At 66.7% G+C, this 15,020-nt stretch carries 18 protein-coding genes and 1 pseudogene; 14 read left to right on the forward strand and 5 right to left on the reverse strand.

Annotation, left to right across the window (positions count from 1 at the left end; all coding sequences use genetic code 11):
- Positions 1–433 precede the first annotated feature (433 nt).
- The 14 genes and pseudogenes from BMG07_RS42025 to BMG07_RS13395 form a co-directional block, all read left to right on the forward strand.
- Positions 434–814 (forward strand): annotated as a pseudogene (locus BMG07_RS42025) (phage tail tape measure protein); the annotation flags it as partial.
- Positions 815–1,982: 1,168 nt separating this feature from the next.
- A complete protein-coding gene (locus BMG07_RS13335) occupies positions 1,983–3,290 on the forward strand; it encodes a DNA circularization protein (protein WP_198084978.1) in 1,308 nt (435 codons plus the stop codon).
- Position 3,291: 1 nt separating this feature from the next.
- Positions 3,292–4,419: a phage baseplate assembly protein gene (locus tag BMG07_RS13340; protein WP_198084979.1), complete on the forward strand. Its 1,128-nt coding sequence runs from the start codon at positions 3,292–3,294 to the stop codon at positions 4,417–4,419.
- Between the two features lies 1 nt (position 4,420).
- A complete protein-coding gene (locus tag BMG07_RS13345; protein ID WP_198084980.1) occupies positions 4,421–5,053 on the forward strand; it encodes a phage baseplate assembly protein in 633 nt (210 codons plus the stop codon).
- Positions 5,054–5,110: 57 nt separating this feature from the next.
- Positions 5,111–5,698: a phage GP46 family protein gene (locus BMG07_RS13350; protein WP_198084981.1), complete on the forward strand. Its 588-nt coding sequence runs from the start codon at positions 5,111–5,113 to the stop codon at positions 5,696–5,698.
- A complete protein-coding gene (locus BMG07_RS13355) occupies positions 5,695–6,831 on the forward strand; it encodes a baseplate J/gp47 family protein (protein ID WP_198084982.1) in 1,137 nt (378 codons plus the stop codon). Before BMG07_RS13350 ends, BMG07_RS13355 begins: the two co-directional genes overlap by 4 nt.
- Before the next feature lie 78 nt (positions 6,832–6,909).
- Positions 6,910–7,428 carry a putative phage tail protein gene (locus tag BMG07_RS13360; RefSeq protein ID WP_269758925.1) on the forward strand — a complete coding sequence of 173 codons (519 nt, stop codon included), beginning with the start codon at positions 6,910–6,912 and terminating at the stop codon, positions 7,426–7,428.
- A gap of 7 nt (positions 7,429–7,435) precedes the next feature.
- Complete coding sequence (locus BMG07_RS13365; protein WP_198084983.1) at positions 7,436–8,704, forward strand: hypothetical protein; 1,269 nt, start codon at positions 7,436–7,438, stop codon at positions 8,702–8,704.
- Positions 8,705–8,707: 3 nt separating this feature from the next.
- A complete protein-coding gene (locus tag BMG07_RS13370) occupies positions 8,708–9,115 on the forward strand; it encodes a hypothetical protein (protein ID WP_198084984.1) in 408 nt (135 codons plus the stop codon).
- Between the two features lie 165 nt (positions 9,116–9,280).
- The gene (locus BMG07_RS13375; protein WP_198084985.1) at positions 9,281–9,493 is read left to right on the forward strand and encodes a Com family DNA-binding transcriptional regulator; all 213 of its coding nucleotides are present in this window, start codon (positions 9,281–9,283) and stop codon (positions 9,491–9,493) included.
- The gene (locus BMG07_RS13380; RefSeq protein ID WP_198085035.1) at positions 9,441–9,617 is read left to right on the forward strand and encodes a hypothetical protein; all 177 of its coding nucleotides are present in this window, start codon (positions 9,441–9,443) and stop codon (positions 9,615–9,617) included. The genes BMG07_RS13375 and BMG07_RS13380 overlap by 53 nt, the downstream gene beginning before the upstream one ends.
- Positions 9,614–10,726, forward strand: a complete 1,113-nt coding sequence (locus tag BMG07_RS13385) for a GNAT family N-acetyltransferase (protein ID WP_198084986.1) — start codon at positions 9,614–9,616, stop codon at positions 10,724–10,726. Before BMG07_RS13380 ends, BMG07_RS13385 begins: the two co-directional genes overlap by 4 nt.
- Positions 10,717–11,322 (forward strand): formyltransferase family protein, encoded by a 606-nt coding sequence (locus BMG07_RS13390; RefSeq protein ID WP_198084987.1) that lies wholly within the window; start codon positions 10,717–10,719, stop codon positions 11,320–11,322. The genes BMG07_RS13385 and BMG07_RS13390 overlap by 10 nt, the downstream gene beginning before the upstream one ends.
- 108 nt (positions 11,323–11,430) lie before the next feature.
- Entirely contained in the window at positions 11,431–11,700 is a 270-nt protein-coding gene (locus BMG07_RS13395; protein ID WP_198084988.1) for a hypothetical protein, read from the forward strand.
- A gap of 127 nt (positions 11,701–11,827) precedes the next feature.
- Here the strand turns inward: BMG07_RS13395 and rutF are convergent, their stop codons facing one another.
- The 5 genes from rutF to rutB all read right to left on the reverse strand — a co-directional run bounded on the left by rutF (position 11,828) and on the right by rutB (position 15,019).
- Positions 11,828–12,379 carry an NADH-dependent FMN reductase RutF gene (gene rutF / locus BMG07_RS13400; RefSeq protein WP_198084989.1) on the reverse strand — a complete coding sequence of 184 codons (552 nt, stop codon included), beginning with the start codon at positions 12,377–12,379 and terminating at the stop codon, positions 11,828–11,830.
- A 14-nt stretch (positions 12,380–12,393) separates the two neighbouring features.
- Complete coding sequence (locus tag BMG07_RS13405; RefSeq protein WP_198084990.1) at positions 12,394–12,993, reverse strand: malonic semialdehyde reductase; 600 nt, start codon at positions 12,991–12,993, stop codon at positions 12,394–12,396.
- 70 nt (positions 12,994–13,063) lie between these two features.
- Complete coding sequence (locus BMG07_RS44875) at positions 13,064–13,801, reverse strand: alpha/beta fold hydrolase (RefSeq protein ID WP_374221277.1); 738 nt, start codon at positions 13,799–13,801, stop codon at positions 13,064–13,066.
- Positions 13,802–13,806: 5 nt separating this feature from the next.
- Positions 13,807–14,199 (reverse strand): pyrimidine utilization protein C, encoded by a 393-nt coding sequence (gene rutC / locus BMG07_RS13415; RefSeq protein WP_198084991.1) that lies wholly within the window; start codon positions 14,197–14,199, stop codon positions 13,807–13,809.
- Positions 14,200–14,221: 22 nt separating this feature from the next.
- Positions 14,222–15,019 (reverse strand): pyrimidine utilization protein B, encoded by a 798-nt coding sequence (gene rutB, locus BMG07_RS13420; protein WP_269758926.1) that lies wholly within the window; start codon positions 15,017–15,019, stop codon positions 14,222–14,224.
- Between the last annotated feature and the right edge of the window lies 1 nt (position 15,020).

The raw sequence follows: 15,020 nt of genomic DNA on the forward strand, positions 1-15,020 counted from the left end.
GACGAAGAGCACGACTGAGCTGCAGGCCGCGATCACTGGCGCCACGTCCAAGTACACCCAGCTGGACCGGGTCATTGACAAGGTCGGCCGCAACACGAGCACCGAGCGCCAAGCCAACTACATGCGGCAGATCGCCACATCGGCCGATCAGGCAGAGAGGCGAGTGAAGACCCTTCAGCAGCGGCTCGCAACGGGATGGCGGGCCGGGGTCACCGTGGGCGGCGGGGTTCTGGCCGCCGGGCGCGCGATCTCGGGCGATGTGAAGGACGGCATGAGCTATGACCGCCTGTTGGCCGGCATGGCAAACACCGCCTTCGCTGACCAGAACGTGGGCGGTCGCATTTCGGGCATGAAGACGCTGGAAACGGCCGTCGATTCGGCGCGAAAGGCCGGAGGCGGCGGGCGCGAGCAGGCGGCCGGAGCGTTGGACACGATGATTGCTTCGGGCACGGTGTCGGTGGCGGACGCGATGAAGATGCTGCCGGGCGTCACGAAAGCAGCTACCGCATCAGGCGCGGGCTCAAACGAGTTGGCGACCATCGGCATTCGGGCCAATCAATCGTTTCACATCCCCGCCGAAGAACTCCCCTCGCTGCTGAGCGCTGCGATGGTGGCGGGTCAGGCCGGTGGCTTTGAACTCAAGGACATGGCGAAGTGGCTGCCGCAGCAGATGGCGATGGCGAAGAACCTCGGCATTTCAGGCAAAGAGGGGTTCGCCAAGCTCACGGCCTGGAACCAGGCGTCAGTGATCACGGCCGGCACCAAGGATGAGGCGGGCAACAACCTGCGTGACCTGCTGAACGAGCTGAATACGCCGCACTTTCGTGACTTCATGGCGAAGGAATTGCTCAACGGCGGGAAGGCCCTCAAGAAGGGCGGCAAGCTCAAGCAGCAACAGAAGATCGACGACATCTTTCTGGACTACCAGTCTCGAGGTGTTGACAAGGTCAGCGCGACCCTTGAGTTGCTGGACAAGCACATGGCGGCCGATCCGAAGTACGCTGCACTCCAGAAGAAGCTCCGCGCACTGCCCAAGGATGACATCGACGGGCGGGCAACCATTCTCGAATCCATGTCCGCCCAGGTGCAGGGAACGAACACCGGGAAGATCTTCCACAACCAACAGTCGCTCATGGCTTTCTTGGCGTTGTCGAACAACCGCGACTACACCGCCGACGTGCTCTCGAAGGTGCGCGAGGAGTACGGCGCCAAGCCAGGCCAATCGGCGGTTGATGTGGCGCATACCGTCATCGCTAGCACCGCCGACTACAAAGTCGAGCAGGGCAAAGAGGACGCGCGCAAGGCAGAAAAATCAGCAACCGACAAGTTCACCCCTTCACTCGGCTCGCTCGCGGAAAAATTCTCCAGCGCAGTGTCGAGCAATCCGGAGGCCGCCGGCTCCGCACTACTGCTGGGCAAGGCGGCGGCGGCGTTCTCAGTCGTTGGCGGCGGGCTATGGGCTCTTCTGCGTGGCGGCGGCGGTGCGGCCCCGGCGGGCACCGCCGCCGCTGCATCTGCAGTCTCCAATGCATCGAACCTCTCCAAGGCGGGCATGCTGGCCCGGGGCGCGTCCCTGGTCAATCCGCTGATGCTGCTGGAAATGCTGACCGGCCCCAGCGAAGAAGACATTGCCAAGCTGCGCGCAATGGACCGCGAGAAGGCGGGCTATCGCGGCAAGGGCTTCGACGATCCGCGCCGCCTGGACCGCCCGGCAGCCGATGCAGGAAGCCTGGCAGGACCGCCACGACTGGGCTCGCGGCTGGATGTGCCGCAGTTGGACCTCCTGACAATCACGGCGCCGGGGGCCGGCACCTCCGAGCCGCTGCAGGCCGGCAGGACCACCGAGGTGAAGGTGGGCGAAGGGCGCATCTCGCTCGACATCCACGTGAGCGATGACCGAATCCTCGCGCTGCCCACGATCACGCAACAGCCTTCGCTCGTGAGGCTCGACGCGGGCGGCACCAACCCGGGAGGTTCAAGCGATGAGCTGGCTGGACTACCTGCTACCGGCATCGTTCCGGGGCGTGCCCTTCCAGGTGCACACCATCGAGGTGACGGCCGGCGACAACGTGGTGCTGCGCGAGTACCCGTTCCAGGACTTGCCTACGGTCTTTCGCATGGGAGAGGCAGCGGAGGAAATCAAGTTCAGCGCCTACGTGGTGGGCGACGACTACATCGAACAGCGCGAGGCATTGCGCGACGTGCTCACCGGTGAAGGCATCCTGGTACATCCCACGGCCGGGTCGATCCGGGTATTCGTCAACGGCAAGTTTCCGATCAAGGAAAACCTGCTCGATGAGGGCGGCATGGCCCGCTTCGACCTGGTGTTTGTGCGCGCAGAGTCCCGCCGCTACCCGGCCGGAATCGAGAACACCGAGAGCGAGGCCGAAGACGCGGCCGAGGACGCCATCGAGGCGGCCATGGATGACTTCGAGGCGAGCTTCGACCTGGACAGCGCGGCCGGCTGGGTTGGCGAGCGCGTAGGCCTGCGGATGTTCGACAGCATCGGGGCGGTCTGGTCACAGGTCGGCCCGGTCATTGGCTCGGTGGGCGAGTTCGCGAGCGGCGTTATCGGCCAGTACCAAGAGCTGCGGCAAGGTTTCGACGGGCTGCTCTCCAGTGCGGTCAACCTGGCGGCCGGCATCAGCTCGCTGTTCACGTTGCCCGCAGACCTGACGCCCGAGCGCGCGGTGCTCTTTCAAGCCGCGTTTAGCGGGCTTTTCGACATGGGTGCGGTAGTGCCCCGGAACGACTTCGATGTGGCCGTTGTGCCCCCCGTAGGGGCCGGCCTGGTCATGTTCGGCAGCGCGAAGCCCGACGTGATCGTGGGCGACACGGCCGCGCGCGCCGACCTTGAGCGCCTGATGGCCATCGGCGACCAGTTCATCGAGACCTTGGCGGTCGCGGCCTACGTGCAGGCGGGCACGGTGGTGGAGATCGCGGACTACGACGCCGGCATCACGATGCGCCGGGCCGTGCACGACCAGTGCACCCGACTGATCGTCGAGAACTCGTCGCGGGCAGCTCCTGACGCGCTGCCGGCCACCGCCTGGCACGACGCGGTCTCGACCATGCACGCGGCGGCGCTCAAGGACTTGCAAGTGCGTTCCCGCGACCTGGTGCGAATGACCACCTACACGCCACAGGCGTGGCAGCCGGTCTGGTACATCAGCTATCGGCTCTTCGGGACAGCCGACTACGCGGACGAAATCCTCGGGCTCAACCCCCACATCCGGCACCCGCTGCTCGTGCCTCCGGGCATTCCGTTGAGGGTGCTGCGGCGCGACTGACATGGCAACACAAGGCGAGCGCTACACGCGCAACGAAACGGACAGCGCGGAAATTCGCGTCAAGGTGCGCGGCCGGCTCTATGAGGGCTGGCTGCAGAGCGAGGTCGAGCGCAGCATCGAGGCGATCAGCGGGACGTTCAACATCCCAGTGTCTCTCGATCCGGGCGACCCGCCCGACATCAACCGCCAGGACGACATCGAGATCTGGATCGGCGAGACCCTCGTGATCACCGGCTCTGTGCTGGCGGCCGCGCCGTTCTATCGACGCGGCGACTGTGGCTTTCGGGTCGTGGGCCGGGACCGCACGGGCGACCTGGTGCACGCCTCCGCGATCCACAAGGGCGGCCAGTGGCGCGGCGCAACTCTGGAGCGGATCGCGCGCGATCTGGCCGCTCCGTATGGCCTCGGCGTCAAGGTGGACACGGACATCGGCGGCCCGATTCAGGACTTCAAGCTCTATCACGGGGAAACCGTGGTCGACGCGCTTTCCCGCGCGGCCCGACTCCGCGGCGTCCTCGTGACGCGCGACAACGCGGGCAACCTGCTGCTCACCAAGGCGGGCAAGAACCGCTTCAAGGGCGCCATCGTGCGGGGGCACAACGTCATCAGCATGGACGATATCGGCACCGACGAGCAGCGGCACAGCGAATACATCGTGTACGGCCAGAGCAACTGCGCCGACGACTTCGAGACGGCACGCGGGCTCAAGGCCAGCGCCAAGGACGACGAGATCAAGCGCTATATGCCGCTGGTGATCAATGCCGACGGCAACACGACCAAGGGCGAGCTGGAAGCGCTGGTGCAGCACACGGTCCGCGTACGTCGTGGGCGCGCCTACGGCTTTCGCTATGTGGTCGAGGGCTGGACGGTCGACGGCGAGGCATGGCCGGTCAATGAGCGGGTGCCGATCTATGACGACATCGCCGGGCTCGACGGTGAAGAATGGCTGATCACCTTGGTGAAGCAAACCTGCGACCTCAAGGAAGGCGACGTCACCGAACTGACCGTGCGTCCCGTCGAGGCCTACGACACAGTGCCGTTGAAATCCAAGGTCAAGCGCAAGCGCTGGGCCCCCAAGGGCGACGACTTTGAGCACACAAGGGGGCCGCGCGACAAGGCGCGGAGCTGACATGTCCGAGAACATGATTCGCCGCGCACGCCTGCGCAACCTCAAGGAAGGCAAGGTGCAGACGCTGCGGGCCGAGGCGCTGGACGATGACGCCAAGGACGCGGTGGAACGCTTCCAGGACTACGGGTTCGCAGCGAACCCGGTGGACGGTCAGGGCCTGGTGATCAATGCGGGCGGGCACACCATCGCGGTGCGCATGGACCGCCTGGCCGAGCGCCCCCGGCTCGCCAGCTACGAGGTCCGCGTCTGGCACAAGGAAGGCCACAGCATCGCGCTAAAGGACGGCAGGCTGATCGAAGTGGAGTGCGACGACTTCGTGCTCAAGGCCGCGAACAGCGTGAAGATTCAGACCAAGACCATGACGGTCGAGGCCTCCGAGAAGACCCGCGTGGAGGCGCCGCTCACGGAGAACACGGGCCGGCTCAAGACCCAAGACTTCACCATCGGACTCAGCGGGCCGGGCACTGCGACGATGGACGGCGGCACGATCACCTACCAGAACGTCAGCTTGAACTACAAGTCCTGCGCGACCACCTTCGAGCTGGGAACGATCATGCACGACGGTCGCGACATCAGTGGCAAGCACAAGCACCCGGTGACGGGTGCCATCACGGATATTCCCAACCCGCCGTAGTGCGGCGGTGAAGCGTTTCACCCTGACGGGGCGGGCAGGTCTCGCGAGACTTGCGCCATGTTTGATGTGGCAACCCGTCCCTCTCCCTCCAGCGATGCCTCGGCCGCGCTCGGCGTGCCGTTCGACTGGCGGCTGACACCGCCCGCACCAGCGTCCGCCTACCCTTGGACGGACTTCGCCAGCTCGACCGGTGTTCCGCAGCCCTACGTCGAGGTGCTGCAGACCTACGCGCTGGAGCTGGAAGACACATTCTCCACGGCCATCGTGATCTCCCTGTTCACCGACGCGCGCGCCGGCCGAGACGACAAGCTGCCGCTGAACCAGACCGACCGGCGCGGCTGGATCGGCGACGAGTTCATGGGACAGACCTTCGACACCCGAGGCGACCGGTGGGGCAACCTGTTGTGGCTGTACTACATCACCAAAGTGCAGGCCGACATCCTGGAGGCCGCCCGCTTCACGGCGCAGGAGAGCCTCGATTGGATGGTTCGGGACGGCCTGGCGAGCCGCGTTACTGTGAGCACGCTGTGGACCGGCCCTGATCTTGACCGCCTCGCGGTGCGCCCCACGATCTACCAGGCCGACCAGACCCGGCCGGTCTATGACGTGCTCTGGGGCACCAGCCTTCGGAAGGCCATTCGATGAGTAAGTCGCCCCTGAACGTTCCGATTCCGAGCATCGGGCAGCTGTCCCAAAACGGCGCGCGGCTGCTGCAGGAGTCGCTTGCGCAAGCATCGCAGGCGGCCGGGCCCGCACTCGTCGCGACGGCGGCCGACATCGAGCTGGCCCGCAGCAACATGAAGGCCGTCTCGTTCGTGAACGGCATGGGTATGCACGGGGTGTATCGCTATCTGCGCGACTTCATCGCGCGGCAGGCTATCCCCATTAAGTCGGTAGGCGAGTTCCTCGACGGGTGGCTGGCAACCTACAAGATGCCGCGCAAGGATGCGTCAGCCGCGAGCGGCAAGACGTCGGGCTCTGGCATCACCAACACGCTGTTGCCCGCCGGCACGCTCTTGCAATCTCAAGACGGGCGGCAATACCGCGTCATCTCTGACGTGCCTGTGGTGGCGGGTGTGGTGACGCCCAACCTGATGGCCTTGCTGGCGGGCGCAGCGGGCAATCTCCCGCCTGGTAGCCCGCTGACGCTGGTGTCGCCCGTATCAGGCATCGACGCCGATTTCGTGGCCGACGTCGTCAGCGGCATCAGCGGCGGGGCCGACCGGGAGACAGATGCGCTGGCCGTCTATCGGCTGCAGCAACGGCTCTCCAATCCGCCGATGGGCGGCAGTCCCGCCGACTACGCGAACTGGGCGCTCGCATTGCCCAGCATCACCCGCGCGTGGGGCGTCAGGAACCCCGCAGGAGCGACCTCGGCCGGCGTGCTGATCATGGCGGACGGGAATGCGCCGAACGGCCTTCCTACGCTCGCTCAGCAACAGGAGGTGTTCAGCTACATCCGTGATCCGAGGCGCGGGCCGCCCGACGAGCTGTTCGTGATCATCCCCAAGCTCGACGTGATCGACTTCGTGATCCGCCTCGATGTGGACACGCCCGCGACTCGCAAGGGCACGACGGACGCCCTGGCCGACCTCTTCTTCCGCGAGGCAGTGCCGGGCGGGAAGATTCCGCAAGGCCATGCGGTGGAGGCGATCAGCGGCGTGGTCGGCGAATACAACCACACGATCATTTCTCCGGTCATCACCAGCGGCACCTTCTGGTCTGCCGCCGCCTTCGACCACCTCCTGGCGCGCGGCACCGTCGCCTTCGTGGCCTGACATGGAAAAGTTTCTCCAGGCCCTGTCGTTCCTGCTGCCCACGGGCTTCGCCTGGCCGCGCCACCCCGACTCGACCTGATGCGCGTACTGCGCGGCATCGCGGGAACCTTCGACGAGGTGCAACGCTTCATCGAAGAGTGCGTGCGGCAGTGGCAGCCTCATACGGCCGTCACGCGGCTTGCCGAGTGGGAGGAAGCCGTGGGCCTGCCGGACCCGTGCTTCGGCCCCGATCAGACGCCAGCGCTGCGCCGCAGCCTCCTGCTTGCGCGGCTACGCGGGCTTGAGCTGGCCTACCCGGACTCCAGCCCGGCCGCGACCGGCTCCATCGAGGCGCTGTGTGCCGCGATGGGCTACACGGTGCGCGTCTTCTACAACGTGCCGTTCCGCGTCGGCCGCAATCGAGTCGGCGACCGCCTCGGAGCGCTGGACGGCGTTCTGTACATCAAGGTAACTGCCACGAGCGCGCCCTTTCGCGTCGGGGTAAATCGGGTTGGCGACCGGCTCGTGCAGGTGTCGCAAGACTTCGGCCCGCTGGAGTGCTACCTCCGGCGCATCGTTCCCGCTCGATACCGCATCAACGTGAGCCTCGAAACCTGAGAGACCTATGGACTACACCCTAAGCAACAGCTACGACACTGATCCTGGCACCGGGAATCGGATGCATGAGGACTCGAAGGCGGTGCCCACCGCCGTCTCTGACCTGGACATGAACTCCCTCATCTGGAGTTCGATGGAGATCGTCAAGGCTGCCGGCTTGCCCGGCATCCAGTTCGACAAAGTGAACCCAGCGAGCTATCGGCTGCTACTGAAAGCACTGCGCTCGAATGCGCTCGTCAGCGGGTTGGACACGGGCGCCGCGAACGCCGCTGTTCTAGATTTCGCTCCACCGGTCGACGCGCTGGTTGACAACATGGTGCTCTGGTTCAAGGCCAAGGCCACCAGTACCGGGCGCGCCACGCTGAACGTGAGCAGCCTTGGCGTGAAAGACATTCTCGACAGCGCGCACAACCAGCTGCAAGGCGGGGAAATCGTCGCCAATGGAACATGCCAGGTCGTCTGGAAGGCGAGCCTCAATTCCTTCGTGCTGGTCGGGTGCACTGGTTCACCGGTGCAGGCCGCGCAGGGTTCGCGCATCAAGGGGTTGACCGGCAATACGGTTGGCGCCGGGTTCACGACTGCCACGTTCTCGGCCGCTGAAGTACTGATGCGCAACCCCACGACCGGCAACAGCCGCGTCGCGCTGAATGTGGGCCCCGTGGTTTGCAACATCAACACCGCCGGCCCCGCCGCCAACGGCCGCGACCAGGTTGCCGCCTTCGGCAGCAACTCGTGGGTGCATTTCTGGTTCATCACGGACGGCACCGCTGTGGCGACCTTGGCAAGCGCCTCCGCAACCGCACCCACGCTTCCCACCGGCTTCGCGGCTCAGGCCTACATCGGCGCCGTACGCCTGGGCGTGGGCACCCTGGCCAACGTGCGGTTCTATGGCGCCACCACGACCTACAACACAAGCCAGCAGACGCTTCTGAACGGTCAAGCGGCCGCAATGACGGCGGTCAACGTCGCAGCCTTCGCGCCTCCGAACGCCCTGGCATTCAGCCTGATGGTGCGTGACTTCGTCGGGACGCCCGCATCCGGAACGGGCATCTTCGATTTGACCCAGTCCATCGGGCCAACCGCGACCGACATCATGTTCCGGGCCGGCTTCGGGGGTACGCAGTCCAACGTCGTCAATGCAACGACAGGGGGGTGGACCTTCCTGGTGCCGAACATCGCTCAGCAGTACTTCTATTCCGTCGCCAGCGGCAACAGCCAGCCGGTCTCGACATCCCACCACATCAACAGCTACAAGAATCCGAACGGAGGCGAGTGAGCCATGAAGAACGCATTCATCGACGCCAACGGCGTTCTGACCAGCCATGGCTATGCCGAGTCCAACAACGACGACACGATGGTGGAAGTACCTGACGACTTCGACAAAGAGCCGGGCAAATGGAAGTTTTCTGGGGCGCACTGGGTCGCCTATGTCGCCCCCGAAACCGTGCCGCACAGTGTGACCAAGCGGCAGGGGCGCCTTGCGTTGCTGGAGGCCGGGAAGTTTCAGGCGGTGCTTGACGCCATCGAGGCCCTGGCGAGCCCCGAAAAAGAGCGGGCGCTGATCGAGTGGGACGCGTCGACCTACGAGCGAGCCTCGCCTTTCGTCGCATCCCTGGGGGCGGCGGTTGGCCTGAACGATCCGCAGCTTGATGCGCTGTTCATCGCCGCCGCACGGATTGGGGGCTGACCCTGCACCCAGCCTGAGTACAGGAGACGCCAGAGAGGAAAAAAGACAGGGCGAGTGATACGGGTGCGGTAACACCCGCGTCACCCGCCTCCGCCGTGAGTGACCACGGCATCAGCCAAAGACCCTGCCACCTAGCTAGGCGGGGCGAATCATAGGTGATGCCGAATGGATGACGTGAGATGCGGTGCCTGCAACCGCAAGTTGGCGACCGGGGAATACCGGCGCCTGCAGATCAAATGCCCGCGCTGCGGTGCATTCAACGACCTGAGGGCCGTGAGCCCCACCATCGAGCGCCCCCGAGCGTCCAACCCTGAAAGGACGCCCGATGCTCAAATCCCCAGTCAAACCCGCCTCAAAGCCCCCTCGAAGGGCCGGTGAGAACGGTTTCACCTACCGCCAGCGTTACGCCCTCGTGGTGCCGTGCCGCGACGAGACCCATCAGCAGGAACTGCACGCCCAACTCGGCCAGCTCGGCCTCAAGACGAAGGTGGTGTGCGTATGAAGCTCACCATCAGCCACCGATGCGACGACTTCGATACGTACCGCGCCGCCCGCGTGAAGTCGCTTTTCAATGTCGACTCCGGGGCCAACTTCGCCCTGGAGGCCGACCTCGACCTCGACGCGGCGCCGTGGCAGATCGGCGTGATCGTGGGGCCGAGCGGGTCGGGCAAGACCAGCATGGGCCGGGCGTTGTGGGGCCGCAAGGCGGTCTATGCGCCCCGCTGGCCGGCGGATCAGCCCTTGATCGATGCCATCACGCCTGAAGGCTCGTTCGACGCCGTGACGGCCGCGTTGTCGAGCGTGGGCCTGGGGAGCGTGCCGACCTGGCTGCGGCCGTACCCGGTGCTTTCCAACGGCGAGCAGTTCCGGGCCAACCTCGCCCGGCTGATCGCAGAGGCACCCGAGCGGGCCGTGCTGGACGAATTCAGTAGCGTGGTCGACCGCCAGATAGCCCAGATCGGCGCGGGCGCGTTCGCCAAGGCCTGGCGGCGCACGGCCGGCCAGGTCGTGCTCCTGAGCTGCCACTACGACGTGCTCGACTGGCTGCAGCCGGACTGGGTGTTCGACACGGCCACGGGCCAGTTTTCACGGGGGTTACTTCGGCGACGACCGCGCGTCGACGTGGAGCTGTGGGAAACCGACTGGCGGCATTGGGCGGCCTTTGAGCCGCATCACTATCTGAAGATGCCGAAGATGATCGCCGCGACCAACTACGTCGCCAGCGTCGACGGCCAGCTCGTGGCTCACGTCGCTGTCAGCACCAGGCCGGGGCTCAAAGAGGCGCGCGCGTGCCGGTTGGTGGTCATGCCAGAGTGGCAAGGCGCGGGCGTTGGCCTGCGCTTCCTTGACGCCATCTGTGAGCGGTGGCGGCTCGGCCAGAACCGCTACGGCCTGCCGATGCTGTCCCTGTTCCACACCAGCCACCCCGGGCTTGCCACGGCGCTGCGCCGCTCCAGGAACTGGACGCAGGTATCGGCCGCGCTCGTCGGGCAGGACAAGGCCAGGAGCGCCGCCAGCATCGAGCGTTCGGGCGGCAAGGGCGCCGGCTACGGCGGCCACTTTCGCGCCGTGCAGGGCTTTCGCTACCTCGGGGAGGCCGCATGCGCGTGATGATCGTCGGCCAGAAGTATCTCGGGGCAGAGGTGCTGAAGCTGTGCCTCGGCCGAGGCGACGACGTAGCGGCCGTCAGCGCGCCGCGCGTGGATGACCGGCTGGCCGCCGTTGCGGTCGACGCGGGCGTGCCGCTCTGCCAGGTGCCGCGACGACTGGACGCATCGTGGGTTCCCGAAGACGTCGACCTGATCCTGTGCGCGCATGCTCACGTCTTCGTGACCCGTGAGGCGCGCCTGAAGGCCCGGTATGGAGCGCTGGGCTACCACCCCAGCCTGTTGCCCCGCCATCGCGGCCGTGACGCCATCGTTTGGGCGGTTCACATGCGCGACCTGATCACAGGCGGGACCGCCTACTGGTTGGACGACGGGGCGGATACGGGAGACATCGCCGCGCAGGACTGGTGTTGGGTCAGGCCTGGCGACACGCCCGAGGCGCTCTGGCGTCGTGACCTGGCGCCCATGGGCCTGCGCCTGTTTGGAGACGTTCTCGGCCGCCTGGACGCCGGGGAAGTGCCGCGCCGGCCCCAAGACCCGGAACTGGCGACCTGGGAGCCGGCTCACGCCGCGCAGAAACTGGCTTCAAAGGGCGTTTGAAAGCCCCCCGCATCCGGGGCTATGCTGGCGGCAATGTTCTTTGCCCGTGTCACATTGCTGATGGCCCCAGACGGGGAACGCCTACCTCCGAACCAGCGTCAGCCGCCCATGCGCGGCACCGTGACTTTCGGCGAGATGAACCGGGCCCCCGGCTCGGAACCGTACTCGACCGTGGTTGACCTCTGGGAAGACTACGACTCCAGCCGTAGGCGCTGCATGGCGCACATGTCGACACCGGTTATCTTGCCCAACGGGAAGAGAGCCGGCCTGCTCATCTCCGGCATCCAGCGGGAGACTTGGCACGACAACGAGGGGAAGCTGCGGATCAAGGAGCATCGCCAGGTCTGGGAGGTTGTGCCGATACCCTCCACCGATTGACCGGCGCCAAGCGGAAAATGCTGGATCAAATCAAACGTTCGGCCGGGTCAAACCAAACGTCGCGCTACTGCATCGCGCCGCGTTGAGTCTTGCTCCCTCTCCCCTTGGGGAGAGGGGACAAGAAGGGTCAGTGCTGCGGTGGAGGCGCCGCGATCTCGTGATACCGGCGGTCGAAATAGATCAGGCCTTGCGCCGCACCGCCGATGGCAATCGCCACGGCCTCGCAGAACAGCACGTCATGCGTCCCCGCGCTCGTCGCATGCACCACGCGGCAGTCGAAGGACACGGCCGCGTCGTCGAGCATCGGCGAGCCTGTCGTCTTGCGGCTCCAGCGGCCGGCGGCAAAGCGTTCGTCCATCGGCGTCTTGCCGCCGAACAAGGCGGACAGCGACTGGTGTCCGGCCGCCAGCACGTTCACGCACAGCACGCCGTTGGCCTTGAACGCCGGGTACACGGAGGCCGATCGGTTCAGGCACACGAGCAGGGTCGGCGGCTCGTCGGTCACGCTGCACACGGCCGAGGCCGTGAAGCCCGCGCGGCCCGCGGGGCCGTCGGTGGTGATGATGTTCACGGCGGCGCCCAGGCGCGCCATCGCGTTGCGGTAGTCGGCCTTGGGCAAGCCGGGCGGCAGGCCCGCGGGGTTCGATGAAGCGGCGTGGGAAGCCATGGCGTTGAGCATGGAAGGTGGCTCCTTCAGGCCAGCAGGCAGGCTTCGTCGAAGGGCAGCCGCGGCAGGCGGCCGAACACCTTCGACGCATCGCCGTGGCCGAGGTTGATGAGGAAGTTGACGGTCCAGTCGGTGCCCTCGAAAAAGGCGGCATCGACCTTCGCCTTGTCGAAGCCCGACATCGGCCCGGCGTCCAGGCCCACCGCGCGCGCGGCCAGCAGCAGATAGCCGGCCTGCAGGCTGGCATTGCGAAAGGCGGTTTCGTGCGCGGCCTCGGGGCTGCCGGTGAACCAGCTGCGCGCGTCGGCGTGCGGGAACAGCGTGGGCAGCTTGTCGTAGAACTTGCGGTCCCACGCGGCAATGACGGTGACGGGCGCGCGCATGGTTTTTTCGAGGTTGCCCTTGGACAGCGCGGGTGCCAGGCGCTGCTTGCCTTCGGGCGTGCGCACGAACACGAAGCGCGCGGGCGAGCAGTTGGCCGAGGTCGGGCCGAGGCTCGCGAGCGCGTGGATCTGCCGCAGCTGCGCGTCGGTGACGGCCTCGTCGGTCCAGCCGTTGTGGCTGCGCGCGGCGGTGAAGAGCAGCGACAGCGCGGCGTCGTCGAGTGGGGTGGCGAGGGGGGTCATGCGGGAACGGCGGGTGCGCTGACCCGCGAAAGAAAGGCCAGCAAGGTGCTGTTGAAGGCGTCCGCCTCGGTCACGCTGTGCGCGTGGCCGCCGTGCGCCATGAGGTTGAGCGTGGCGTTCGGCAGGCCCTCGGCCAGGCGCTGCGAGCAGGTCCAGGGCACGAGCACGTCGTCCTTGGCGGCGGCCGCCAGCGTGGGCGCGGCAATGTCGGCCAGGCGCGCGTCGATGTCGAAGGCGCGCAGCGCGGCGATGCGCGCACGCATGTTGGCCTCGCCGGGGAAGTGCGCGAACGCGTGGTCGACCTCGTCGGCCACGCGCTTCGCATGGGCCGCGCACCACGCGGCGGGGTACAGGAAGATCGGCTGCGCTTCCACGTAGCGCGCGGGCCGACCGCGCCGAGCAGCGCGAGCCGCGTGTCGAAGCAGCGCGCCGAGTGCGGGTTGGGCTTGGCCCATGCGTTGACGAGCACGAGGCTCGCCACGCGCGCCGGCGCATCGAGCGCGAGCCGCAGCCCCACGAGGCCGCCGAGCGCATGGCCCGCGAAGTGGCATTGCGTGGTCTGGGTGGCGTCGAGAATTTCCAGCACGTCCTGCGCCATGTGCTCGATGGCGTAGGCCTCGGGCAACGCGGCGGGGCTGCGGCCCGTGCCGCGCTGGTCGTAGGCGATGACGCGGTGTCCGGCGGCAATCAGTGCGCCCAGTTGCGGCTGCCAGAAACCGGCCGAGCCACCGAGGCCCGACGACAGCAGCACGGTGGCGGCCGCGTCGGACGGCCCGTGCACCTCGTAATGCAGAGACGACGACGGCATGCGGCTCAGCCCTTCTTGCCGACGTGGGCGATCGAGGCGATCTCGATCAGCGCGTCGGGCTTCACCAGGCCGCACTGGATGCAGTAGCGCGCGGGCTTGGTGCCCGGAAAGAACTCGGCGTACACCGCGTTGATCTTCGCGTAGTCGGCCCAGTCCTTGAGCATGATCTGGTTGAAGGTCACGTCGTCCATGGTGCCGCCCGCGGCTTCGACCACGCCCTGGATGGTGGTGAGCACGTGGCGCGCCTGCGCGCTCGCGTCGCCGACGTGCACCACGTTGTTGTCCTTGTCGAAGGGCAGCGTGCCCGACACGTAGAGCACGCCGTCGGCGAGCGTGCCGGGAACATAAGGGGCGAGCGGCACGCCGGTGCCGGGCGGGATGATGGCTTGCTTGGGCATGGAACAGTCCTTGGTGAAAGAGTCAGGCGAGGGCCGCTTCGGCGGCCGGTGCGGGTGTGGTGGCGGCCGAGGGCGCGAAGGTGCTGCAGAAACTTTCCACGCTGCAGACCCAGCCGAAGAAGGTCTCGACGTTGTAGACGGAGGCCTTCTGGATCGCGGGGCCGCCCAGTTCGTGCGTCGCGTCCTCGAGCATCACGGCGAAATATTCGAGGTGGAAGGCATCGCGCAGCGTCGACTCCACGCATACGTTGGTGGCGATGCCGGTGAACGCCAGGTGGCGGATGCCGCGCGCGCGCAGCGTGCTGTCGAGCGTGCTGTTGAAGAAGCCGCTGTAGCGCGTCTTCGGCACCACGATGTCGCCGGGCTGCGGCTGCATCGGGTCGATGAGTTCGTAGTCCCAGCCGCCCTTGGCGAGGAACTTGCCCTGCAGCTCGGGCTTGGCGCGCATGGTCTTGAGCGCGTTCGACTTGTGCCAGTTCGGCGAGCCGGGGCCGCCGGCTTCGACGTAGGCGGCGTCCCAGCCGTTCTGCAGAAACACGACCAGCATGCCGGCCGCGCGCGCCGCCGCGATGGCGCGCACGATGTTGGCGATGGTGCCCTGCGCACCGGAAATGTCGAAGCCCGCCGAGTCGACGTACCCGCCGATCGACGCATAGGCGTTCTGCATGTCGACGACGATCAGTGCGGTGTCGCTGGCGTGCAGCGCGAGCGGCTCGGGGCGCGCGGGCAGCACCACGGCGGCGGGTGCGCCCGGCAGGCGCGGCGCGCCGACCGGCGTGCTCGAGGTGAGGGTGGTGTTGCGTGCGGGTGTGGTGCTCATG

This window comes from Variovorax sp. E3, from assembly GCF_016082275.1.
GTDB lineage: Bacteria > Pseudomonadota > Gammaproteobacteria > Burkholderiales > Burkholderiaceae_C > Variovorax.